This window comes from Leifsonia sp. L25 (assembly GCF_050632895.1).
Map to the genome: position 1 here is coordinate 2,654,781 of NZ_JBODRZ010000003.1, position 21,277 is coordinate 2,676,057.

General features: G+C 69.1%; 25 protein-coding genes and 2 pseudogenes. 22 read left to right on the forward strand and 5 right to left on the reverse strand.

What is annotated here, in order from left to right:
- Position 1: 1 nt before the first annotated feature.
- The 13 genes from rplR (at position 2) to rplQ (ending at position 8,091) form a co-directional block, all read left to right on the forward strand.
- Positions 2-373, forward strand: coding sequence for a 50S ribosomal protein L18 (gene rplR / locus ACRAWC_RS17360; protein ID WP_431348843.1), 372 nt, complete (start codon positions 2-4; stop codon positions 371-373).
- The gene (rpsE, locus tag ACRAWC_RS17365) at positions 370-1,089 is read left to right on the forward strand and encodes a 30S ribosomal protein S5 (RefSeq protein ID WP_179605009.1); all 720 of its coding nucleotides are present in this window, start codon (positions 370-372) and stop codon (positions 1,087-1,089) included. Before rplR ends, rpsE begins: the two co-directional genes overlap by 4 nt.
- The gene (gene rpmD / locus ACRAWC_RS17370) at positions 1,089-1,274 is read left to right on the forward strand and encodes a 50S ribosomal protein L30 (protein WP_185276507.1); all 186 of its coding nucleotides are present in this window, start codon (positions 1,089-1,091) and stop codon (positions 1,272-1,274) included. Before rpsE ends, rpmD begins: the two co-directional genes overlap by 1 nt.
- Positions 1,274-1,966: a 50S ribosomal protein L15 gene (rplO, locus tag ACRAWC_RS17375; RefSeq protein ID WP_431348844.1), complete on the forward strand. Its 693-nt coding sequence runs from the start codon at positions 1,274-1,276 to the stop codon at positions 1,964-1,966. Before rpmD ends, rplO begins: the two co-directional genes overlap by 1 nt.
- Before the next feature lie 80 nt (positions 1,967-2,046).
- Positions 2,047-3,369: a preprotein translocase subunit SecY gene (secY, locus tag ACRAWC_RS17380; RefSeq protein WP_179605010.1), complete on the forward strand. Its 1,323-nt coding sequence runs from the start codon at positions 2,047-2,049 to the stop codon at positions 3,367-3,369.
- The gene (locus ACRAWC_RS17385; protein ID WP_431348845.1) at positions 3,366-3,974 is read left to right on the forward strand and encodes an adenylate kinase; all 609 of its coding nucleotides are present in this window, start codon (positions 3,366-3,368) and stop codon (positions 3,972-3,974) included. Before secY ends, ACRAWC_RS17385 begins: the two co-directional genes overlap by 4 nt.
- A gap of 8 nt (positions 3,975-3,982) precedes the next feature.
- A complete protein-coding gene (gene map / locus ACRAWC_RS17390; protein ID WP_431348846.1) occupies positions 3,983-4,813 on the forward strand; it encodes a type I methionyl aminopeptidase in 831 nt (276 codons plus the stop codon).
- Between the two features lie 178 nt (positions 4,814-4,991).
- The gene (gene infA / locus ACRAWC_RS17395) at positions 4,992-5,213 is read left to right on the forward strand and encodes a translation initiation factor IF-1 (protein WP_011186713.1); all 222 of its coding nucleotides are present in this window, start codon (positions 4,992-4,994) and stop codon (positions 5,211-5,213) included.
- Between the two features lie 79 nt (positions 5,214-5,292).
- Positions 5,293-5,406, forward strand: coding sequence for a 50S ribosomal protein L36 (gene rpmJ / locus ACRAWC_RS17400; protein WP_021759549.1), 114 nt, complete (start codon positions 5,293-5,295; stop codon positions 5,404-5,406).
- A gap of 141 nt (positions 5,407-5,547) precedes the next feature.
- The gene (gene rpsM, locus ACRAWC_RS17405) at positions 5,548-5,922 is read left to right on the forward strand and encodes a 30S ribosomal protein S13 (RefSeq protein ID WP_179605016.1); all 375 of its coding nucleotides are present in this window, start codon (positions 5,548-5,550) and stop codon (positions 5,920-5,922) included.
- Positions 5,923-5,951: 29 nt separating this feature from the next.
- On the forward strand, positions 5,952-6,350 hold the full coding sequence (gene rpsK / locus ACRAWC_RS17410) for a 30S ribosomal protein S11 (protein WP_018191944.1): 399 nt from the start codon (positions 5,952-5,954) through the stop codon (positions 6,348-6,350).
- Positions 6,351-6,469: 119 nt separating this feature from the next.
- The gene (locus ACRAWC_RS17415; RefSeq protein WP_369962277.1) at positions 6,470-7,465 is read left to right on the forward strand and encodes a DNA-directed RNA polymerase subunit alpha; all 996 of its coding nucleotides are present in this window, start codon (positions 6,470-6,472) and stop codon (positions 7,463-7,465) included.
- A gap of 50 nt (positions 7,466-7,515) precedes the next feature.
- A complete protein-coding gene (rplQ, locus tag ACRAWC_RS17420) occupies positions 7,516-8,091 on the forward strand; it encodes a 50S ribosomal protein L17 (RefSeq protein ID WP_431348847.1) in 576 nt (191 codons plus the stop codon).
- Positions 8,092-8,225: 134 nt separating this feature from the next.
- Here the strand turns inward: rplQ and ACRAWC_RS17425 are convergent, their stop codons facing one another.
- Together ACRAWC_RS17425 and ACRAWC_RS17430 are read right to left on the reverse strand one after the other, a co-directional pair.
- Positions 8,226-10,004, reverse strand: a complete 1,779-nt coding sequence (locus tag ACRAWC_RS17425) for a bifunctional sugar phosphate isomerase/epimerase/4-hydroxyphenylpyruvate dioxygenase family protein (RefSeq protein WP_431348848.1) — start codon at positions 10,002-10,004, stop codon at positions 8,226-8,228.
- Entirely contained in the window at positions 10,004-10,900 is an 897-nt protein-coding gene (locus ACRAWC_RS17430) for a shikimate dehydrogenase (RefSeq protein ID WP_431348849.1), read from the reverse strand. The genes ACRAWC_RS17425 and ACRAWC_RS17430 overlap by 1 nt, the downstream gene beginning before the upstream one ends.
- 92 nt (positions 10,901-10,992) lie before the next feature.
- Between ACRAWC_RS17430 and ACRAWC_RS17435 the strand changes: the two genes are divergently transcribed.
- The 8 genes and pseudogenes from ACRAWC_RS17435 (at position 10,993) to glmM (ending at position 17,565) form a co-directional block, all read left to right on the forward strand.
- Positions 10,993-11,634 (forward strand): TetR/AcrR family transcriptional regulator, encoded by a 642-nt coding sequence (locus ACRAWC_RS17435; protein ID WP_431348850.1) that lies wholly within the window; start codon positions 10,993-10,995, stop codon positions 11,632-11,634.
- 56 nt (positions 11,635-11,690) lie between these two features.
- A complete protein-coding gene (locus ACRAWC_RS17440) occupies positions 11,691-12,992 on the forward strand; it encodes an MFS transporter (protein WP_431348851.1) in 1,302 nt (433 codons plus the stop codon).
- Positions 12,993-13,033: 41 nt separating this feature from the next.
- Complete coding sequence (locus ACRAWC_RS17445; protein WP_431348852.1) at positions 13,034-13,837, forward strand: GNAT family N-acetyltransferase; 804 nt, start codon at positions 13,034-13,036, stop codon at positions 13,835-13,837.
- Complete coding sequence (locus ACRAWC_RS17450; protein ID WP_431348853.1) at positions 13,834-14,088, forward strand: GNAT family N-acetyltransferase; 255 nt, start codon at positions 13,834-13,836, stop codon at positions 14,086-14,088. The genes ACRAWC_RS17445 and ACRAWC_RS17450 overlap by 4 nt, the downstream gene beginning before the upstream one ends.
- Before the next feature lie 23 nt (positions 14,089-14,111).
- Positions 14,112-14,978, forward strand: coding sequence for a tRNA pseudouridine synthase A (locus tag ACRAWC_RS17455; protein WP_431348854.1), 867 nt, complete (start codon positions 14,112-14,114; stop codon positions 14,976-14,978).
- Between the two features lie 205 nt (positions 14,979-15,183).
- A pseudogene (rplM, locus tag ACRAWC_RS17460) lies at positions 15,184-15,629 on the forward strand (50S ribosomal protein L13).
- 49 nt (positions 15,630-15,678) lie between these two features.
- Positions 15,679-16,176 (forward strand): 30S ribosomal protein S9, encoded by a 498-nt coding sequence (gene rpsI, locus ACRAWC_RS17465; protein WP_431348855.1) that lies wholly within the window; start codon positions 15,679-15,681, stop codon positions 16,174-16,176.
- 27 nt (positions 16,177-16,203) lie between these two features.
- Positions 16,204-17,565 (forward strand): phosphoglucosamine mutase, encoded by a 1,362-nt coding sequence (glmM, locus tag ACRAWC_RS17470; RefSeq protein WP_431348856.1) that lies wholly within the window; start codon positions 16,204-16,206, stop codon positions 17,563-17,565.
- A gap of 20 nt (positions 17,566-17,585) precedes the next feature.
- On the opposite strand, the gene ACRAWC_RS17475 is transcribed toward glmM, so the two are convergent.
- From ACRAWC_RS17475 to coaA, 3 genes are all read right to left on the reverse strand, one after another.
- The gene (locus tag ACRAWC_RS17475) at positions 17,586-17,909 is read right to left on the reverse strand and encodes a helix-turn-helix domain-containing protein (RefSeq protein WP_431348857.1); all 324 of its coding nucleotides are present in this window, start codon (positions 17,907-17,909) and stop codon (positions 17,586-17,588) included.
- An 81-nt stretch (positions 17,910-17,990) separates the two neighbouring features.
- Positions 17,991-18,299 (reverse strand): helix-turn-helix domain-containing protein, encoded by a 309-nt coding sequence (locus ACRAWC_RS17480; protein WP_431348858.1) that lies wholly within the window; start codon positions 18,297-18,299, stop codon positions 17,991-17,993.
- A 116-nt stretch (positions 18,300-18,415) separates the two neighbouring features.
- Positions 18,416-19,384, reverse strand: coding sequence for a type I pantothenate kinase (coaA, locus tag ACRAWC_RS17485; protein WP_431348859.1), 969 nt, complete (start codon positions 19,382-19,384; stop codon positions 18,416-18,418).
- Between the two features lie 41 nt (positions 19,385-19,425).
- Between coaA and glmS the strand changes: the two are divergent.
- Positions 19,426-21,275: pseudogene (gene glmS / locus ACRAWC_RS17490) on the forward strand (glutamine--fructose-6-phosphate transaminase (isomerizing)).
- Positions 21,276-21,277: the final 2 nt, after the last annotated feature.

Below are 21,277 nucleotides of genomic sequence, written 5' to 3' on the forward strand. Positions count from 1 at the left end.
CATGGCTCTGGGTACCAGAGGAAAGAGCAAGGCGGCCGCTCGCGACCGTCGCCACACCCGCCTTCGCAAGAAGATCGTGGGCACCGAGGTCCGTCCTCGCCTGGTCGTCACCCGTTCGGCCCGTCACGTCTTCGTGCAGGTCGTCGACGACGCCAAGGGCCACACGCTGGCCTCCGCGTCGACCATGGAGTCCGACTTGCGCGGCTTCGAGGGTGACAAGACCGCCAAGGCCCGCAAGGTCGGTGAACTGGTCGCTGAGCGCGCCAAGACCGCCGGTGTCGAGGCCGTGGTGTTCGACCGCGGTGGCAGCAAGTACGCCGGTCGCGTTGCGGCCGTCGCCGAAGGCGCTCGTGAAGGTGGGCTGGACCTGTGAGCGACGAGAACAACAAGGAGCAGACCGTGGCCGCTGAGGTAACGGAGACCGCGCAGCCGGTCGAGACCGCTGCGTCGACCGACAACAACCGCGAGCGCGAGCCGCGCCGCGGTGGCCGGGAGCGCAACCCCAACCGCGATCGCGGCAGCCGTGACGCCGACAAGAGCCAGTTCCTGGAGCGCGTCGTGACCATCAACCGCGTCTCCAAGGTCGTGAAGGGCGGTCGTCGCTTCAGCTTCACCGCTCTCGTGGTCGTCGGCGACGGCAACGGCCTGGTGGGCGTCGGCTACGGCAAGGCCCGCGAGGTGCCGCTGGCGATCTCGAAGGGCGTCGAGGAGGCGAAGAAGAACTTCTTCCGCGTCCCGCGCGTCGGGAACACCATCCCGCACCCGGTGCAGGGTGAGGCCGCCGCCGGCGTCGTCCTCCTGCGTCCGGCCGCCGCCGGTACCGGTGTCATCGCCGGTGGCCCGGTGCGCGCCGTCCTGGAGTGCGCCGGCATCCACGACGTGCTGAGCAAGTCGCTCGGCTCGTCCAACACGATCAACATCGTGCACGCGACCGTCGAGGCGCTGCAGCAGCTCGAGGAGCCCCGTGCCGTCGCAGCTCGCCGTGGTCTCGACTACGACCAGGTCGCGCCCGCGCGCCTGCTGCGTGCCGAGGCCGAGGCTGCTGAGGCAGCCGCTGCCGCCAAGAAGGCAGAGAAGGTAGGTGCCTGATGGCCGCGCGCCTGAAGATCACGCAGATCAAGTCGAAAGTGAGCGAGAAGCAGTACCAGCGCGACACACTGCGCAGTCTGGGACTGAAGCGCATCGGTGACGTCACCGTCCGCGAGGACACCCCGCAGAACCGCGGGTACGTCAACACCGTCGCTCACCTGGTGAAGGTTGAGGAGATCGACTAATGGCTGACGACAAGCCGACCACTGAGGCCGCTGCCGAGAAGCCGGCCACCAAGAAGGCTGCCGCGAAGCCGGCCGCCGAGAAGGCCGCCGCGAAGCCGGCCGCCGAGAAGAAGGCAAGCACCGAGAAGAAGGCTCCGGCCAAGAAGGCTCCGGCGAAGGCCGCTGCCGACAAGGCCGCCGCCTCCACCAAGGACGAGACCGTCTCCGCTCCGGCGAAGAAGGCCCCGGCCAAGAAGGACGTCGCGGAGCCCCGCGAGCAGGTCCTCAAGGTGCACCACCTCCGTCCCGCCGCGGGCGCCAAGAAGGACAAGACCCGCGTCGGACGCGGTGAGGGTTCCAAGGGCAAGACCGCGGGCCGTGGCACGAAGGGCACCAAGGCCCGCTACCAGGTCCGCCCGGGCTTCCAGGGCGGTCAGCTCCCGTTCCACATGCGTTCGCCGAAGCTGCGCGGGTTCAAGAACCCGTTCCGCGTCGAGTACCAGGTGGTCAACCTCGAGAAGCTGGCCGAGCTGTACCCGGCCGGCGGCGATGTCACCATCGCCGACCTCGTCTCCAAGGGCGCCGTCCGCAAGAACGAGAAGGTCAAGGTTCTCGGTAACGGGGACATTGCGGTTAAGCTGAACGTTGCGGTCGACAAGGTCTCCGGCTCCGCCGAGCAGAAGATCGTCGCCGCTGGTGGCTCCGTCAAGTAGCCGCCCGTAAAGCAGCGCAGTCGGGTGGCCGGGAAACCCCGGTCACCCGACTGACTCTTACAGGAAAGCAGGACGCACTTTTGTTTAGCGCCGTCGCGCGGATCTTCCGCACCCCGGACCTCCGCCGGAAGATCTTCTTCACGCTGGGGATCATCGCCCTGTTCCGGCTGGGCTCCTTCATCCCTGCGCCGTTCGTCGACTTCGCCAACGTGCAGACCTGTCTGAACGCCAACCAGGACACGTCGGGGCTCTACTCGCTCGTCAACCTGTTCTCGGGTGGCGCGCTCCTCAAACTCTCGATCTTCGCGCTCGGCATCATGCCGTACATCACCGCGTCGATCATCGTGCAGCTCCTCCGCGTGGTCATCCCGCGATTCGAGACCCTCTACAAGGAGGGCCAGGCCGGTCAGGCGAAGCTCACGCAGTACACGCGCTATCTCACGATCGCGCTGGGCGTCCTCCAGTCGACGACGCTCATCACCGTGGCCCGTTCGGGCGCGCTGTTCGGCACCACGGCCGTCTCGCAGTGCACGCAGCTCATCACGGACGACTCCTGGTACGCCATCATGCTCATGGTCATCACCATGACCGCCGGCACCGGCCTCATCATGTGGATGGGCGAGCTCGTCACCGAGCGCGGCATCGGCAACGGCATGTCCCTCCTGATCTTCACCTCGATCGCCGCGCAGTTCCCGAGCTCCCTGTGGGCGATCGGCCAGTCGCAGAGCATCGAGGTGATGCTGGTGGTGATCGCGATCGGTCTGCTGATCGTCGCCGCGGTCGTGTTCGTCGAGCAGTCGCAACGCCGCATCCCTGTGCAGTACGCCAAGCGCATGGTCGGTCGCCGCACCTACGGCGGCAACAACACGTACATCCCGATCAAGGTGAACATGGCGGGCGTCGTGCCGGTCATCTTCGCGTCGTCGCTGCTGTACCTGCCGGCCCTGATCGCCCAGTTCAACCAGCCCGCGGCGGGCAAGGCCCCGGCTCCCTGGGTCACGTGGATCACGAACTACCTGACCAAGGGCGACCACCCGCTCTACATGCTGCTCTACTTCCTCCTGATCGTCGGCTTCACGTACTTCTACGTCGCGATCACGTTCAACCCGGAGGAGGTCGCCGACAACATGAAGAAGTACGGCGGCTTCATCCCCGGTATCCGCGCGGGGCGCCCCACCGCCGAGTACCTCGACTACGTCCTGACGCGCGTGACGCTGCCCGGCTCGATCTACCTCGGCATCATCGCCCTGATCCCGCTGATAGCGTTCGCATTGCTCGGCGCCAGCCAGAACTTCATGTTCGGCGGCACGTCCATCCTCATCATCGTCGGTGTGGGACTCGAGACGGTCAAGCAGATCGACTCCCAGCTCCAGCAGCGGCACTACGAAGGGCTTCTGCGTTGACCCGTATGCTGATCGTCGGACCTCCCGGGGCGGGCAAGGGTACTCAGGCCTCCCGCATCACCTCTGCGTACGGGATCCCCGATATCTCCACGGGCGACATCTTCCGGGCCAACATCAAGAACGAGACCCCGCTCGGCCAGCAGGTCAAGGCGATCGTCGACGCGGGCGACTACGTTCCGGACAGCCTCACCAATGAGCTCGTCACCGACCGCCTGGCGGAGGACGACGCGAAGGATGGCTTCCTCCTCGACGGCTATCCGCGCACGCTCGAGCAGGTGAAGTACCTCGACGACCTGCTGACCTCCAAAGGGCAGGAACTCGCCGCGGTGATCCAGCTCGTCGCCGACCAGGACGAGATCGTCGCGCGCCTCACCAAGCGCGCGCAGGAGCAGGGTCGCGCCGATGACTCCGAGGAGGCCATCCGGCACCGCCAGGAGGTGTACGTCCGCGAGACGTCGCCACTGATCGATGTGTACCGCGATCGCGGTCTGCTCGTCGAGGTGGACGGCCTGGGCGATATGGACGACGTCGCGGCGCGCATCCGTGCGGCGCTGGCCGAGCGCGGCATCCACCCGCTGGAGGGCGCCGGCGAGCCGGTCGCCTGAACCTCTTGATGGCTTTCCGACGGTCGTTCTACAAATCGCCCGCCCAGCTCCGACTGATGGTCGCGCCGGGACGGGCGACGGCGGCGTCCCTCGACGCCGTCGCAGCGGCGGTCGCCGCGGGGGTCTCGACGCTCGAGCTCGACAGGATCGCGGAGGCCGCGATCGAGGCGACCGGCGGGAAGTCCAACTTCAAGCTGGAGGCCGGCTATCACCACACGATCTGCGCGTCGGTCAACGACGAGGTCGTGCACGGCATCCCCGGCTCGCGCCTCCTGCAGCCCGGCGACATCCTGTCGGTCGACAGCGGCGCCATCCAGGAGGGCTGGAACGGCGACGCGGCCCGTACGTTCGTGCTGCCCGACCCGGCGCACCCGGAGCGCGTCGCCGAGCGGCAGAAGCTCTCCGAGGTCACTGAGCAGTCGCTCTGGCACGGCATCGCCCGGCTCGCCACGGCACGTCACCTCAACGAGGTGGGCGAGGCGATCGAGGACCACATCATGTCGCAGGGCGAGTACGGCATCCTCACCGACTACATCGGCCACGGCATCGGCCGCCGCATGCACGAGGAGCCGCCGGTGTTCAACTACCGGGTCCGCTCCAAGGGCCCGGAGGTCCGTCCCGGCCTCGTGGTCGCGATCGAGCCGATGGTGGTGCTGGGCGACCAGGACACCTACGTGAAGGACGACGGCTGGACCGTCGCCACCGAGGACGGGTCGGCCGCGGCGCACTGGGAGCACAGTGTGGCGGTGCACGCCGATGGCATCTGGGTGCTGACGGCGGTCGACGGCGGGGCCGCGGGGCTCGCACCGTTCGGGATCACGCCGACGCCCATCCCGTAGATAGATGCCGGATTCCGTTGCCTGTTCGCTCAGAGCGGGCGCAGATGATAGACCAGAATTGGCGAAATGCGCCGGTATCCCATAAGATTGATCCTTGGTGTCTTAGGCGTGCTTTCTGCATGTCTGGCACCAGTCAACGCACGACCAGCAATCCACTACTAGTAGCGACAGTGAGGCTATGGCCAAAAAAGACGGTGTCATCGAGATCGAAGGATCTGTGATCGAAGCGCTCCCCAACGCGATGTTCCGCGTGGAGCTCACGAACGGTCACAAGGTTCTTGCCCACATCTCCGGCAAGATGCGCCAGCACTACATCCGCATCCTCCCCGAGGACCGCGTGATCGTCGAGCTGAGCCCCTACGATCTGACCCGCGGCCGGATCGTCTATCGCTACAAGTAACGGGCTGCTGTAAGTAACGGCCACGCCACCGGGTAGCCCCTGGCGAGGTACGAGGACAGCGAACAAAGGTAATAAAACAATGAAGGTCAAGCCTTCCGTCAAGAAGATCTGCGACAAGTGCAAGGTCATCCGTCGCAACGGACGGGTCATGGTCATCTGCGAGAACCCGCGCCACAAGCAGCGCCAGGGCTGATCGCCGCAGCACGACTCAACTGAATAACGAAGCGGTACCAGAACCCGCGTCCGTCTAGCGCGGATGCGGGGGACACCCTCGGAGGAGGCCGGGGCACCGGGATCGCTGAAGACCTCCACTCATCACAGGAGAAGCCACACCATGGCACGTCTAGCAGGCGTCGACATCCCGCGCGAGAAGCGCGTGGAGGTCGCACTCACCTACATCTACGGCGTCGGGCGCACGCGTGCGCTGCAGACCCTTCGCGAGACCGGGATCTCCGGCGACATCCGCGTCAAGGATCTGACCGACGACCAGCTCGTCGCTCTGCGCGACTTCATCGAGGGCAACTTCAAGGTCGAGGGTGACCTCCGCCGTGAGGTCGCCGCCGACATCCGCCGCAAGGTCGAGATCGGCAGCTACGAGGGCATCCGCCACCGCAAGGGCCTCCCGGTCCGCGGCCAGCGAACCAAGACGAACGCGCGCACCCGCAAGGGTCCGAAGCGCACCGTCGCCGGTAAGAAGAAGGCTCGCTAGGCCGACAACAGGACTGAAGGAGAAATAAAATGGCAGCACCCAAGTCGGCCGCTCGCAAGCCGCGCAAGAAGGAAAAGAAGAACATCGCTGTGGGCCAGGCCCACATCAAGAGCACCTTCAACAACACCATCGTCTCGATCACCGACACCACCGGTGCGGTCATCTCGTGGGCGTCCTCCGGTGGAGTTGGCTTCAAGGGCTCGCGCAAGTCCACCCCGTTCGCCGCGCAGCTGGCAGCCGAGTCGGCAGCCCGCCAGGCGCAGGAGCACGGGATGAAGAAGGTCGACGTCTTCGTCAAGGGTCCGGGTTCGGGCCGCGAGACCGCGATCCGCTCGCTCCAGGCCGCCGGCCTCGAGGTGGGCTCGATCAACGACGTCACCCCTCAGGCGCACAACGGCTGCCGCCCGCCCAAGCGTCGCCGCGTCTAGTTCTCTTCCACGTCCGCCCAGGCGGCGGTCCTCCCCGGACCGCCGCCTGACGGCGTGACGAACCCCACCTCACTCACGCGAGTGTCATATAGCGGACACTCAGCCGAAAGGAATCAACAGTGCTCATTGCACAGCGTCCTACGCTCACCGAAGAGAACATCTCCGAGTTCCGTTCGCGGTTCGTCATCGAGCCGCTCGAGCCTGGCTTCGGCTACACCCTCGGCAACTCCCTGCGTCGCACCCTGCTCTCCTCCATCCCCGGCGCCGCGGTCACCAGCATCCGCATCGACGGCGTGCTGCACGAGTTCAGCACGGTTCCCGGTGTCAAGGAGGATGTCACCGAGATCATCCTGAACATCAAGGGCCTGGTCGTCTCCAGCGAGCACGACGAGCCGATCACCGCCTACCTCCGCAAGACCGGCTCCGGCCAGGTCACCGCGGCGGACATCTCGGCTCCGGCGGGCGTGGAGATCCACAACCCCGAGCTGGTCATCGCGACGCTGAACGACAAGGCGAAGTTCGAGGTCGAGCTCACGATCGAGCGTGGCCGCGGCTACGTCTCGGCCCAGCAGAACCGCAACGAGTACAGCGAGGCGGGCCAGATCCCGATCGACTCGATCTACTCCCCGGTCCTGAAGGTCACGTACCGCGTCGAGGCCACCCGTGCCGGCGAGCGCACCGACTTCGACCGCCTCGTGGTCGATGTCGAGACCAAGCCGGCGATCAGCCCGCGCGACGCGATCGCGTCCGCCGGCCGTACCCTCACCGAGCTGTTCGGTCTGGCCCGCGAGCTCAACAGCGCGGCCGAGGGCATCGAGATCGGCCCCGCGCCGGTCGACCAGGTGCTCAGCTCCGAGCTGTCGATGCCGATCGAGGACCTCGACCTGTCGGTGCGTTCGTACAACTGCCTCAAGCGTGAGGGCATCAACACCGTCAGCGAGCTCGTCTCGCTGTCGGAGACGCAGCTCATGAACATCCGCAACTTCGGTCAGAAGTCGGTGGATGAGGTCAAGGACAAGCTGACCGAGATGGGCCTGTCGCTCAAGGACTCGGTCCCCGGATTCGACGGCGCCCACTTCTACAGCGGGTACGAAGAAGACGAGACCACCATCTGAGGCCGCGTCAGCGAAGCCTTCGACTTTTCACTACCTGGAGATAACCGATCATGCCTAAGCCCACGAAGGGCCCCCGCCTCGGAGGCGGTCCCGCTCACGAGCGCCTCATGCTCGCCAACCTGGCCGCCGCGCTGTTCACGCACAAGAGCATCAAGACGACCGAGACCAAGGCCAAGCGCCTGCGTCCCTACGCCGAGCGTCTGATCACGTTCGCGAAGCGCGGCGACCTGCACGCCCGCCGTCGCGTGCTCGCGCTCATCGGCGACAAGTCCGTCGTGCACGAGCTCTTCACCGAGATCGCGCCGCTGGTCGCCGAACGCGAGGGCGGCTACACCCGCATCACCAAGCTCGGCTTCCGCAAGGGTGACAACGCGCCGATGGCGCAGATCGAGCTCGTGCTCGAGCCCGTCACCCCGAAGGTCAAGTCGACCAAGAAGGCCGCCGCCCCGAAGGCCGCTCCTGTCGAGGAGCCGGTCGTCGACGACGAGGCCGCCGAGGACGCCACGTCTGAGGACACCACGTCCGAGGAGACCGCTGCCGCTGAGGCCGAGGTCGTCGAGGAGGCCACCGGCGACGCCGAGGCCGCTGAGGAGACCACCGCCGAGGCGGAGGCCGAGAAGGCCTGAGCCTTCCGCTCGAACCAGAAGAGCCCCGCATCCCACCGGATGCGGGGCTCTTCTGCTCTCGCTTCCTCACTTTCTCCCGCAACACGCCGATCGGTGGCGGGAGAAAGTGAGGAAGCGATGGCTGCCCGGGGGCGTCAGTGCGAGAGGTGCTGCGCGGTGAGCCGCACCGGGGTGTTGGCGGCGCCGAAGCCGTCGTAGCGGCCCCGTCGCTCCACCAGCTCGAAGAACACGGAGCCCACCGTCTCGGTGTAGCAGTGCAGGTACTCGCCCGAGGCGTCGCGGTCGTACAGCAGCCCGGACTCCCGGAGTCGCTCCAGTTCGCCAGGCGCCAGGTCGAAGCGGGCGGCGAGGTCGTCGTAGTAGTTCGCCGAGACCGGGACCGTGCGCAGGCCCCGGGCTCGCGCGCGACCGATCAGCCCGTGGAGGTCGTCGCACGCGATGGCGACGTGCTGCGCGTGCCGCTGCGTCGTCGTCCGTTCGGCGAACGGCGGCACGACGTTCAGCGCGAGACGCACCGAGCCGCCGCCCGAGCGGAGCACCTGGCTGCGGACCAGGCCCGCGGGGCCGGCCAGCTCCGCCGACGACTCGCGCGTGAGCCCGAGCGCCGTCCCGTAGAACAGCACGGCCTCCTCGATGTCCGCGGCCGGTTCGGTGAGGTTGACGTGGTCGATGCCGCGGATGGCGGGGTCGGGGACGCCGCGACCGCCGGCGAACTCGCCGGGCCAGGCCGCCCCGCTCTCCGGTCCGCTGATCAGGATCTCCGTGCCGTCGGGTGCGAGCACGGCCGGAAGGTCGGCCTCCCCGGCGAGCACGCGGCGGTGCGCGCGCTGCGCTCCGAGGCGTTCCGCTCGCGCTGCGGCGTCCTGGGGCCGGTCCGTGCGGATGCCGAAGCCGGCGACGTGCGGGCGCGTGCCCGCGGCGTTGTGCTCGTTGAGGACGATCCGGGCCTCGCCGGCGGCGTAGAGCCACGCCGGTTTCGTGACGTGGCGGCCGCGGGGTGCGAACCCGATCCGCTCCAGCACGACGGCGACGGCGTCGGTGTCCTGCGCCTTGACCTCCACCTGGTCGAGTTCGCGAGGCTCCGACGTCGGACGGGCTGCAGCGGCCTCGAGCGCGTCCTCCAGGACGGTCAGCGACCGGAGGGCGTGGCGCGCGGTCCGCGCCGGATCCGTCTGCCGAAAGACGTCGTTGAAGACCTCCAGCGAGAGCGGGCCGGTGTAACCGGCATGCAGGGTGTGCCGGACGAAGGCCGGGAGGTCGAAGCCGCCCTCGCCCGGGAACAGCCGGTGGTGCCGGCTCCAGGAGAGCACGTCCATCGACAGCAGCGGGGCGTCCGCGAGCTGGACGAAGAAGATCTTCTCGCCGGGGATCCGCTCGATGTCCGCGGGGTCGTGGCCGCGGGAGAGGATGTGGAAGCTGTCCAGGCACACGCCGAGCGCGGGATGGTCCGCGCTCTCGACGATCCGCCAGGCGCGCCGGTAGTCGTCGACGTACCGTCCCCAGGCCAACGCCTCGAACGCGAGGCGCTTGCCGTGCACGGCCGCGCGGTCGGCGAGGCGGGCGAGCTGCGCGGCCGAAACCGCATCGTCGTCGACGGAGGCCGTGGCGACGTTGCTGCAGACCAGCACCGTGTCGACGCCGAGCCGGTCCATGACTACGAACTTCGCCTCCGCCCGGCGCAGCACCTGAGCGAACTCGGGCTCCGTCACTCCCTCCGCGTCGCGGAACGGCTGGTAGAGCGCGATCTCCAGGCCGAGCCGGTCGCAGAGCGCGCGCACCTCCTCGGGGGACTGCGGCGCCGCGATCAGGTCGGGCTCGAAGATCTCGACGGCGTCGAACCCGGCGTCGGCGATGGCGTGCAGCTTGTCGGCGAGCGTCCCGGACAGGCAGACCGTCGCGATGGATGTGCGCATCAGCGGCCCTCCCGGATCATCGCGGCGAAGTGTGCGCGCATCCGCTCCCGGTCGGGCTCGGCGCCGGTGATGAGCCGGAACGCGTCGGCGGCCTGACCGACGGCCATGCCGCCGCCGTCGAGCGTGCGGCAGCCGGCCTCCCGGGCCGCACTGAGGAGCTCGGTGTCGACCGGGCGGTAGACGACGTCGGCCACCCACGACTCCGGACGCAGAAGCCCGGCGTCGAGCGGAAGGCCGGGATGCGTGTGCATGCCCACGAAGCTGGCGTTGACCAGGCCGCTGACGGCGTTCGCCGCGTCGCGCAGCAGCGCGGGAAGGGTGTCCGAGGAGATTCCTGAGACGGGGGCCGCCGGGAAGCGCGCGGCGAGCGAGGCGGCCAAGGCGTCGGCACGCCCGGCATCGAGGTCCGCGACAGTGAGCCGGGATGCGCCGGCCTCCAGCAGCGCGGCGGAGACGGCGGCTCCGGCCCCGCCCGCGCCGATGACCACGACGTGCTCGAGGTCGGCACCGGGAAGGCCGTCGCGGAGGGCGGACGCGAAACCGGTGACGTCGGTGTTGTGGCCGACGCGTCGTCCGCCCGCGAGCAGCACGGTGTTGACCGAGCCGATCGCCGCCGCCGACGGGGTCACCTCGTCGAGGTGCGCGAGGACGCGCTGCTTGCAGGGGTGGGTGATATTGAGGGCGTCGAAGCCCAGCAGCGTGGCCGCGTCCAGGACTCGGGCGATCGTCGCGTCGAGGTCATCTCCCGCACCGTCGAGGGTGAGCAGGTCGATGGGCCGGTAGAGGTAGCGCAGCCCCTGCTCGTCGGCCTCCCGCTCGTGCAGGGGAGGCGTCAGGGAGGGCAGCACGCCCTCGCCCAGGAGCCCGACCAGGTACGACTCTCCGACTACGCTCATGCGTCCTCCTCGACCACCGTGCGGAACCGTGCGCTTGACAAAGCCCCCGGGGTTTCTTAACGTACCAGATAGTTCATTAGCGAGGAGGCGGGATGGCCGGGCTGGATCACGAGCGGATCCGCGACGCGGAGCGTACGCGTGCCGAGATCCTCGCCGTCGCGACCCAGGAGTTCGCCGATCGCGGCTACTCCGGCGCCCGCGTGGACGAGATCGCGCGCCGGATGAGCACGACCAAGCGCATGATCTACTACTACTTCGGCGGCAAGGAGCAGCTCTACGTGAGCGTCCTGGAGGCCGCCTACGCCGAGATGCGCGGCTACGAGCAGCAGCTCGACGTCTCCGGTCTCGAGCCGGTGGAGGCCATCCGCGCCATCGCCGAGCGCACCTTCGACCACCACACCAGCCGGCAGGACTTCGTCCGGCTCGTGGCGATCGAGAACATCCACCGCGCCGCGTTCCTGCGCGAGGTGGGGGAGCCGGAGAGCCTCGCCCTGCCGGCACTGGAGCTGATCGACGAGGTGCTGCGCCGCGGCCGGGCCGCCGGCCTGTTCCGCGACGACCTCGACGCCACGGACGTGCACATGGCGATCAGCTCCTTCTGCGTCTTCCCGGTGGCCAACCGCCACACATTCGGGTATCTCTTCGGCCGCGATCTGCTGAACCAGGCGCGCGCCCCGCACTACCGGCGGATGCTCGGCGACATGATCGTCGCGCTCCTGACCGCGGACCGTTGATCCGTGCCGGGCGCGCCCGGCGGATCGAATAGCTACGAAAGAAACGAGTGTCGACGATGACCACCGTCGCTCCATCCCCCACGCGCACCCGCACACCGGTGCGCGCGGCCTTCGCCGGGTTCCTCGGCTCGGCCGTCGAGTACTACGACTTCTTCATCTTCGGGTCGGCCGCCGCGCTGATCTTCCCGCACGTCTTCTTCCCGGACGCCGACACGACTGCGCGGGTGATGTCGTTCGCGACGTTCGGCTTCGCCTACGTGGCGCGCCCGATCGGCGCGGTGATCCTGGGGCACTTCGGCGACCGGATCGGTCGCAGGAAAGTGCTGGTCTTCACGCTCGCGCTGATGGGCTTCTCGACCTTCGCGATCGGCTGCCTGCCGACGTTCTCGGCGGTGGGCTGGCTCGCTCCCGTGCTGCTGGTGCTCTGCCGGCTGCTCCAGGGCCTGTCCGCCGCGGGCGAGCAGGCCGGCGCGAGCTCCATGACGCTGGAGCACGCGCCGGAGGGCCGCCGCGCCTTCTTCACCTCGTGGACGTTGACCGGGACGCAGGGCGGCCAGGTGCTGGCGGCCATCGCCTTCATCCCGATCATGGCGATGCCGGAGGACGTGCTGTACTCCATCGGCTGGCGCATCCCGTTCTGGCTGTCGGCCGTCGTGGTCGTCGTCGCCTTCGTCGTGCGCCGCTCGCTGCCGGAGTCGCCCGAGTTCGTCAGCGCCGCCGAGGGCGGCGAGATCGAGAAGCTGCCGCTGGTCGGCCTGCTGCGCTCGAACTGGCGCGACGTGCTGCGTGTGGTCGTGCTCGCGATGATCGCGGCGGTCTCCACCGTGTTCGGCAACCTCGCCATCGCCTACGGGACCGACGCCGGGCTGGAAGCGTCGGTGACGCTCTGGCTGGTGGTCGTCGCGAACATCGTGGCGCTCGTCACCCAGCCGCTGTTCGGGATGCTCGCCGACCGGATCGGCCGCAAGCCCGTGTTCATCTACGGCGCGCTCGCCAGCGCGGCGCTGATGCCGTTCTACCTGCAGTCCATGTCGGGCTCGGAGGTCTGGGTCACCTTCCTCCTCGCGGTCGCGGTGTTCTCCTGCGGGTACGCCGCGGCGAACGCGGTCTGGCCGTCGTTCTACAACGAGATGTTCCCGCGCGAGGTACGCTTCTCCGGCGTAGCGATCGGGACGCAGCTCGGTTTCCTGATGGCCGGCTTCGCCCCCACCATCGTCACGGCGATGGGCGGCACCGGGCCGGACGGCTGGGTCGTCATCTCGGTGTTCACCGCTGTGATCGCGGTCGTCGTGACGCTCGCAGCGCTGACGGCGCGGGAGACGGCCAAGACCCCGACGGCCGACCTGGGCCGCCGCTAGGCTGCATCGTCGCTACGCTGCATCGTCGCTAGGCTGGCGGGATGCCGGGGACAGAGATCGTCGACGAGCGCCTTCCGCCGCTGAGCGAGCGTGTGGAGGCGCCCCCGACGTACGTGCCCCGGCATCCCCTGGTCGCCGAGTGGCGTCCCATCGCCGAGGCCGACACGGACGCGGTGCTCGCGGTGCTGCGGGCGAGCGACGCGGCCGACCACCCCAACTATCTGACCACGCGGGAGGAGCTGGAGCACGAGCTCGCCTTCAGCTTCCTCGACCGGGAGCGCGACACCCTCCTCGCGGTCGGTCACGACGGCGCGGTGCTGGCCGTCGGCTCGGTGCTGGAGCCGCCGCGGCAGGTCTCGCTGGTCCGCGAGTTCATGAACGGCACCGTGCACCCCGCGCATCGCGGGAAGGGCATCGGGCGCGAGCTGGTCGCCTGGCAGCGGGCGCGCGGGGAACAGAAACTGGCCGCGCTCGACGCGACGCTGCCGGGCTGGTTGGTGGGCTACGCCGACCGGCGGGCACCGGATCGCGAGCGCCTGCTGACGTCCGCGGGCTTCGCCGCGGTCCGCTGGTTCCACACGATGGAGCGCGACCTGGCACATCCGATCCCCGAGGTGACCCCGACGGAGGACGTGCGGATCGTGCCGTACTCGAGCGACCTCGCCGACGCGGTGCACTCGGCGCGCGACGAGGCCTTCGGCGACCACTGGGGCAGCCAGCCGCTGAGCGACGAGCAGTGGGAGTCCCTGATCGGCGGGACTTTCGCTCCAGAGGTGTCGTTCGTGGCGCTCGCCGCGAACCCGGCCGGGGAGAGTGCGTCGCCGGCGTCGTCCTCTGCGACGTGAACGAGGACGATTGGGCCGGGCAGGGCTTCACCGGGCCGTACATCTCGACCGTCGCGGTCACCCGTGCGCACCGGGGGCGCCGGATCGCGCCCGCGCTGCTGGGCGCGGTGCTCGCCGAGAGCCGGCGTCGCGGCTGGGAGAAGGCCGTCCTCGATGTGGACGCCGCGAGTCCGACCGGCGCCGACACCCTTTATACGGGGATGGGCTTCGTCACGACGTTCGGCGAGACCGCGCTCGTCCGGGAGTACTGAGCACCCTTCTCTAGAATCGAGGGATGACCGACGAGGCGACGCGATTCCGGCTCGACATCGCCTACCAGGGCACCGACTTCAGCGGCTGGGGGCGTCAGCCCGCCCTCCGCACAGTCCAGGGCGAGCTGGAGGGCGCGCTCGCCACGATCTTCCGGCGCGCGGGCGAGCCTCCGGCGCTGACCGTGGCCGGGCGCACCGACGCAGGTGTTCACGCGCGCGGCCAGGTGGCGCACGTCGACCTCGCGCCGGAACAGGTCGCGGTGCTGCGCAAGCCGCACGGCAAGCGGCCGCCGCTGGCGGCGCACGAAGCGCTGGCCCGGCGGCTCAACGGCATCCTGGGGCCGGTGTCGGACGTGGTGGTCCTCCGCGCCGCGGAGGCGCCGACAGGCTTCGACGCGCGGTTCTCGGCGGTCTGGCGCCGATACGAGTACCGCGTGGCCGACCGGCCGGCGTTGCGCGATCCGCTGCAGCGGCACCGCACCGCCTGGGTGTCGGCGGACCTCGACGTCGACGCGATGGACCTTGCCGCGCACGGGCTCCTCGGCCTCCACGACTTCGCCAGCTATTGCAAGGCGCGCGAAGGCGCCACCACCATCCGCACGCTGCTCGAGTTCTCCTGGCGGCGCGACGACGACCGCGTGCTGGTGGGGGAGGTCGTGGCCGACGCGTTCTGCCACAGCATGGTCCGTGCGCTCGTGGGCGCGTGCGTGGAGGTGGGGGAGGGCACGCTTTCGCCGGGCGACTTGGTCGAGCTCCGCGACGAGCGGGTCCGCACCAGTGCCTTCAAGGTGATGCCGGCGCGCGGGCTGACGCTGATGGAGGTCGGTTACCCCGACGACGCCGAGCTGGCCTTGCGTGCGGAGCAGACGCGCGGAATGCGGTCGCTCTGACCGCCGCAGGGGCATGCCTGCACCTCGGTTTGACCCCCTCCGGGCGTGTCGCGTAGTATTGACCCTTGGTGTCACCGCCTCACTGCGGCGCGACACACGAACGTGAGCCCTCCACCGGCTTCGGTTCCCGCCTCATCGAGACGGCAACCCCCATCGGAGTGGGATTCACGAACTCCTCCGTTCGATACAGAAAGCAGCCACTACTGTGACGCGCACTTACACCCCGAAGGCAGACGAGATCCAGCGCGACTGGGTCGTCATCGACGCGACCGATGTCGTGCTCGGCCGTCTCGCCAGCCACACCGCCGCCCTCCTGCGCGGCAAGCACAAGGCGACCTTCGCCCCCACATGGACATGGGCGACTTCGTCATCATCGTGAACGCCGACAAGGTGGCCCTCACCGGTCAGAAGGCGGCTCAGAAGAAGGCCTACCGTCACTCGGGCTACCCGGGCGGCCTCAAGGCGACCACCTACTCGGAGCTCCTGGAGAAGAACCCGGTCCGCGCCGTCGAGAAGGCCGTCCGCGGCATGCTGCCGAAGACCTCCCTCGGCCGTGCCCAGCTCCGCAAGCTGAAGGTCTACACCGGAAGCGAGCACCCGCACGCCGCCCAGCAGCCGAAGCAGTACACGCTCGGCCAGGTCGCCCAGTAAGCGATCCAGACCTTCACGACTGACTTAAAGACAAAGGATTATCACCATCGTGGCGAAGATCGCAGACAGCATCGACTCGGCCCCCGTCGAGAACGTCGAGTCCTACTCGACCGAGACCCCCGAGAGCGCGGCCCCGGCGGCCCCGCGTCCCGTCCTCTCCGTGCCCGGCGCGGCCGTGGGCCGTCGCAAGGAGGCCATCGCGCGTGCGCGCCTGGTCCCGGGCTCCGGCACCATCACGGTCAACGGGCGTGAATTCGCGGACTACTTCCCGAACAAACTGCACCAGCAGCTCATCACCGACCCGTTCAAGGTCCTCGACCTCATCGGCTCGTACGATGTCGTCGCCCGCATCACCGGCGGCGGCCCGTCGGGTCAGGCCGGCGCCCTGCGCCTCGCCATCGCCCGCGCGCTGAACGAGATCGACCGTGAGAACAACCGTCCGACCCTCAAGAAGGCCGGCTTCCTCACCCGCGACGCGCGCGTCACCGAGCGCAAGAAGGCCGGTCTCAAGAAGGCCCGCAAGGCTTCGCAGTTCTCCAAGCGTTGACGCATCCCAGCGTCTAGGCTTCGGTCCATGCCCCGCCTTTTCGGAACCGACGGAGTCCGCGGACTCGCGAACGGTACGCTCACCGCCGACCTGGCGCTCGGCCTCGCGCAGGCAGCTGCTGCTGTCCTGACGCGGGGCCGTAGCGCCGAGGCTCGGCGCGCCGCGGGCAAGCGCCCGCGCGCGATCGTCGCCAGGGACCCCCGGGTCTCCGGCGAGTTCCTCTCGGCCGCCGTCGCGGCCGGGCTGGCCAGTTCGGGCATCGACGTCTACGACGCCGGGGTCATCCCGACGCCGGCCGCGGCCTTCCTGATCGCCGACTTCGACGCCGACTTCGGTGTGATGGTCTCGGCCTCCCACAATCCCGCACCCGACAACGGGATCAAGATCTTCGCCCGCGGCGGCACCAAGCTGCCCGACATCGTCGAGGACCGCATCGAGCAGCACCTCGAGATGGAGAAGCTCACTCCGACCGGCGCGGAGGTCGGCCGCATCCGCCGCTTCGCCGACGCCGAGGACCGCTACGTCGTGCACCTGCTCGCGAGCCTGCCGCACCGGCTCGACGGCATCCACGTCGTGCTCGACTGCGCCCACGGCGCGGCCGCCGGGATCTCGCCCGAGGTGTTCACCGACGCGGGCGCCCGGGTGACCGTCATCGGCGACTCGCCCGACGGCATGAACATCAACGACGGCGTGGGCTCGACCCACCTCGACAACCTCGCGAAGGCCGTCCTCGCTGCCGGCGCCGACGTCGGCATCGCCCATGATGGCGACGCCGACCGCTGCCTCGCGATCGACGCCGACGGCAACATCGTCGACGGCGACCAGATCATGGCGATCCTCGCTGTCGGCATGAAGGAGCGCGGCAAGCTCACCGACGACACGCTCGTCGCGACCGTGATGAGCAACCTCGGCCTCAAGATCGCCATGCGAGAGCACGGCATCCGGATCGTGGAGACCGCGGTCGGCGACCGCTACGTGCTCGAGGAGATGAACCAGAACGACTACGCCCTCGGCGGCGAGCAGTCGGGCCACGTCATCATGCGCGAGTTCGCGACCACCGGCGACGGCATCCTCACCGGCCTGCACCTCCTCAGCGAGATGGCGCGTCAGCGCAAGCCGCTGTCCGAGCTGGCCAAGGTGATGACGGTCTACCCGCAGGTGATGGTCAACGTGAGGGGTGTGGACCACCACGCCGTCCACACCGACGAGCCGCTGAAGCTCGCCGTGCAGACCGCCGAGGCGGCGCTGGGCGACACCGGCCGGGTGCTGCTGCGCCCGTCCGGGACCGAGCCGCTGGTGCGTGTCATGGTGGAGGCCGCCGACCAGCTCACGGCCGAGCGCCTCGCCAACGAGCTGGCCGACGTGGTGCGGGAGCGGCTGGGCGTCTGATCACCGGCGCCTGTCGCGGATCAGTTCTGCGCGGCTTCCCGGTCGAGCCGGGCGTTCTGCTCGCGCACGAAGTCGGAGACCGAGAACGGCCGCGTGCGCTCCGGCAGCAGCGCGACGTCGGCCAGGCCTTCGAGCAGGGCGCCCGGCTCGGTCTCGAGCGTGACGGCGAGCTGCAGCAATGTCAGCAGTGTCGGGTTGCCGGCGCCGCGCTCGACTTTGCCGTAGTTCGCGACGTCGACCTGGCTGAGGTTGGCCACCTCGTACTGCGAGAGGCCCAGCTCGACGCGGCGCGTCCGGAGACGGCCACCCAGGATGCGGGCTGCTTCGAAGCGCGGGGACGACATGCGTCTACTCTGTTTTCCTGCGTGGTCTTTTCCCAGAGGATGGAGACTATACGCACTTATCCATAGTGCATATATACCCGGTCACGTCGTCTCCTGGGCACGCTTCGCTGCGATGAAGTCCGCGACGGAGTACGCGTGCTCCCGATCGGGGAGCATTCCGTCGCCGGACAGCCCGGCCAGGAGCTCGCCCGGGTCGACCCCGAGCGCGGTCGCGAGACGGACGATCGTGTGGAGCTCCGAGTTGGCCTCACCGCGCTCGACCCGTCCGTAGTTGGTCACGTGCATGTGCGCGAGCTGGGCGATCTCCTCCTGGCTGACGCCCAGCGCGATTCGTGCCGTGCGGACCCGTCGGCCGAAGAGCTGGGCGGCATGCGATCGAGGTGAAGCCATGCCTCATACCTACGGGATGCGCGCGCGCCGGACCAGAGTCTTCGAGCACGCGTCCTGTGTGCTCGCGCCCTCTGCGCGCGATGCGTGCGCACCCCGCACGATGCGTCCGGACCCGGTCAGAGCTTGCGGAGCAGCACCGAGCTGACCGCGTGGTCGGCCTCCTTGCGCAGCACGAGCTTCGCGCGCGACCGCGTGGGCCGGATGTTCTGGATGAGGTTGGGCTCGTTGATCGAGGTCCAGATCGACGCTGCGCGTGCCCTGGCCTGCTCCTCGGTGAGCTGCGCGAAGCGGTGGAAGTACGACTTGGGGTTGGCGAACGCGCCGCGCTGGAGCTTGAGGAAGCGCTCCTCGTACCAGTGCGCGATGTCGCGCGTCCGGGCGTCCACATACACGCTGAAGTCGAAGAGGTCGCTCACGGCCAGCCGGTTGCCGCCGCCTGCGGGCTGCAGGACGTTCAGCCCCTCCACGATGAGCACGTCCGGCCGGCGCACGACGATCTCCGCGTCCGGCACGATGTCGTAGCTGAGATGCGAGTAGAACGGAGCGCGGACCTCGGGCGCCCCGCTCTTCACCGCTGTGACGAACCGCAGCAGCGCGCGGCGGTCGTACGACTCCGGGAAGCCCTTGCGCTCCATCAGGCCGCGCCGCTCGAGTTCGGCGTTCGGGAGGAGGAAGCCGTCGGTGGTCACCAGCTCGACGCGCGGGGTGTCGTCCCAGCGGGAGAGCAGCTCGCGCAGCAGGCGCGCGATGCTCGACTTGCCGACCGCGACCGAGCCCGCGACACCGATCACGAACGGCGTCGGTTGGGCGCGCTCGCCGAGGAAGTCGCTCGTCACGCGGTGGAGCTGCTTGGTGCCGCCGACGTACAGGTTGAGCAGCCGGCTGAGCGGAAGGTAGACCTCCTCGACCTCCCGCAGGTCCAGCGGGTCGCCGAGCCCGCGCAACTGCACGATCTCGGTCTCCTTGAGCGGCAACCGGGTGTTCTGCGCCAGCTCGGCCCAGTCGGAACGGCTGAGCTCCACGAAGGGGGTGCTGGACTCGCCGTTCGCCGTGGATCCGCCGCGAGCGGCGCCGTTCTCAGCCATAGGCGACAAGTCTAAGGTGCGCCCACGATAGACTCGGGTGCATGTGTGGAATCGTGGGGTACGTCGGTACCGACAAGAGCCTGGAGGTGCTGCTCGGCGGGCTGAAGCGCCTCGAGTATCGCGGCTACGACTCGGCCGGCGTCGCCGTCATCGACCCTGACGGCCACCTCGGGATGGCCAAGAAGGCCGGCAAGCTGTCCGTGCTCGCGGACGACCTCAAGGCCAATCCGATCCCCAACGGAGGCACCGGCATCGGCCACACCCGCTGGGCGACGCACGGCGGACCGACCGACCGCAATGCGCACCCGCACCTGGGCGACGACGGCCGCCTCGCCGTCATCCACAACGGCATCATCGAGAACTTCGCGAGCCTGAAGGACGAGCTGCTCGCCGACGGCTTCGCGTTCGAGTCCGAGACCGACACCGAGGTCGCGGCCGTGCTGCTCGGCCGCGAGTACCGCGCCACCGGCGATCTGAGCGAGGCGTTCCAGCGTGTCGTCTCCCGGCTGGAGGGCGCGTTCACCCTCCTCGCCCTGCACCAGGACCAGCCGCACGTCGTCGTCGGCGCCCGCCGCAACTCCCCGCTCGTCATCGGCCTCGGCGAGGGCGAGAACTTCCTCGGCTCCGACGTCGCGGCGTTCGTGGAGCACACCCGCCGCGCCGTCGCGATCGGCCAGGACCAGATCGTCACCATCACCCCCGACTCCGTCACGGTCACCGACTTCGCCGGCGCGCCGGTCGAGGTGGAGCCCTTCGAGGTCGCCTGGGACGCCTCCGCCGCCGAGAAGGGCGGCTGGTCGTCGTTCATGGCCAAGGAGATCGCCGAAGAGCCCGATGCCGTGGCGAACACGCTGCGCGGCCGCATCGTCGACGAGACCGTGCACATCCCCGAGCTCGACGCGATCGGCGACGCCTTCCTCCAAGGCATCGACCGCATCACCATCATCGCCTGCGGCACGGCCGCGTATGCCGGTCTGGTCGGCAGCTACGCCATCGAGAAGTGGGCCCGCGTGCCCGTCACGGTCGAGCTCAGCCACGAGTTCCGCTACCGTGAGCCGGTCCTCACCGCGGGCACGCTGGTCATCTCGATCAGCCAGTCCGGCGAGACGATGGACACGCTGATGGCGGTCAAGTACGCCCGCGAGGCCGGCGCCAAGGCGATCTCGGTCTGCAACACGCAGGGTGCCACCATCCCCCGCGAGTCCGATGCGGCGCTCTACACGCACGCCGGGCCGGAGGTCGCTGTCGCCTCGACCAAGGCCTTCGTCGCGCAGATCACCGCGCTCTACCTCTTCGGCATCCACCTCGGCCGGGTGCGCGGGACGCTGTCCGCCGCCCAGCAGCGCGACGCCGTGGCCGAGCTCCAGGCCGTGCCGGAGAAGATCGCCACGGTGCTCGAGGCGCACGGGACGATCGCCCAGCTCGCGCACTGGATGTCGGACACCCGCTCCGTGCTGTTCCTCGGCCGCCACGTCGGCTACCCGATCGCCCTGGAGGGTGCGCTCAAGCTCAAGGAGCTCGCGTACATCCACGCCGAGGGCTTCGCCGCCGGCGAGCTCAAGCACGGCCCGATCGCCCTGATCGAGCCGGGTCAGCCCGTCTTCGTCGTCGTCCCCAGCCCGCGCTGGTCGGACGAGCTGCACAAGAAGGTCGTCTCCAACATCCAGGAGATCCGCGCCCGCGGCGCCCGCGTGATCGCGATCGCCGAGGCCGGCGACGCCGCCGTGCTCCCGTTCGCCGACGAGGTCATCCGCATCCCCTGGCCGCGCCGCTGTTCGAGCCGCTGCTGTCGGTCGTGCCGCTGCAGATCTTCGCGATGGAGCTGTCGGCGGCCAAGGGCCTGGACGTGGACCAGCCGCGCAACCTGGCCAAGTCCGTCACCGTGGAGTAGGC

What these genes read in the sequence shown, in the direction of transcription:
- rplR (WP_431348843.1), top strand. Translation starts at nt 2, where the DNA reads ATGGCTCTGGGTACCAGAGGAAAGAGCAAGGCGGCCGCTCGCGACCGT.
- rpmD (WP_185276507.1), top strand. Translation starts at nt 1,089, where the DNA reads ATGGCCGCGCGCCTGAAGATCACGCAGATCAAGTCGAAAGTGAGCGAG.
- rplO (WP_431348844.1), top strand. Translation starts at nt 1,274, where the DNA reads ATGGCTGACGACAAGCCGACCACTGAGGCCGCTGCCGAGAAGCCGGCC.
- map (WP_431348846.1), top strand. Translation starts at nt 3,983, where the DNA reads ATGGCTTTCCGACGGTCGTTCTACAAATCGCCCGCCCAGCTCCGACTG.
- infA (WP_011186713.1), top strand. Translation starts at nt 4,992, where the DNA reads ATGGCCAAAAAAGACGGTGTCATCGAGATCGAAGGATCTGTGATCGAA.
- rpmJ (WP_021759549.1), top strand. Translation starts at nt 5,293, where the DNA reads ATGAAGGTCAAGCCTTCCGTCAAGAAGATCTGCGACAAGTGCAAGGTC.
- rpsM (WP_179605016.1), top strand. Translation starts at nt 5,548, where the DNA reads ATGGCACGTCTAGCAGGCGTCGACATCCCGCGCGAGAAGCGCGTGGAG.
- rpsK (WP_018191944.1), top strand. Translation starts at nt 5,952, where the DNA reads ATGGCAGCACCCAAGTCGGCCGCTCGCAAGCCGCGCAAGAAGGAAAAG.
- rplQ (WP_431348847.1), top strand. Translation starts at nt 7,516, where the DNA reads ATGCCTAAGCCCACGAAGGGCCCCCGCCTCGGAGGCGGTCCCGCTCAC.
- ACRAWC_RS17425 (WP_431348848.1), bottom strand. Translation starts at nt 10,004, where the DNA reads ATGCGCACATCCATCGCGACGGTCTGCCTGTCCGGGACGCTCGCCGAC.
- ACRAWC_RS17430 (WP_431348849.1), bottom strand. Translation starts at nt 10,900, where the DNA reads ATGAGCGTAGTCGGAGAGTCGTACCTGGTCGGGCTCCTGGGCGAGGGC.
- ACRAWC_RS17435 (WP_431348850.1), top strand. Translation starts at nt 10,993, where the DNA reads ATGGCCGGGCTGGATCACGAGCGGATCCGCGACGCGGAGCGTACGCGT.
- ACRAWC_RS17440 (WP_431348851.1), top strand. Translation starts at nt 11,691, where the DNA reads ATGACCACCGTCGCTCCATCCCCCACGCGCACCCGCACACCGGTGCGC.
- ACRAWC_RS17445 (WP_431348852.1), top strand. Translation starts at nt 13,034, where the DNA reads ATGCCGGGGACAGAGATCGTCGACGAGCGCCTTCCGCCGCTGAGCGAG.
- ACRAWC_RS17455 (WP_431348854.1), top strand. Translation starts at nt 14,112, where the DNA reads ATGACCGACGAGGCGACGCGATTCCGGCTCGACATCGCCTACCAGGGC.
- glmM (WP_431348856.1), top strand. Translation starts at nt 16,204, where the DNA reads ATGCCCCGCCTTTTCGGAACCGACGGAGTCCGCGGACTCGCGAACGGT.
- ACRAWC_RS17475 (WP_431348857.1), bottom strand. Translation starts at nt 17,909, where the DNA reads ATGTCGTCCCCGCGCTTCGAAGCAGCCCGCATCCTGGGTGGCCGTCTC.
- ACRAWC_RS17480 (WP_431348858.1), bottom strand. Translation starts at nt 18,299, where the DNA reads ATGGCTTCACCTCGATCGCATGCCGCCCAGCTCTTCGGCCGACGGGTC.
- coaA (WP_431348859.1), bottom strand. Translation starts at nt 19,384, where the DNA reads ATGGCTGAGAACGGCGCCGCTCGCGGCGGATCCACGGCGAACGGCGAG.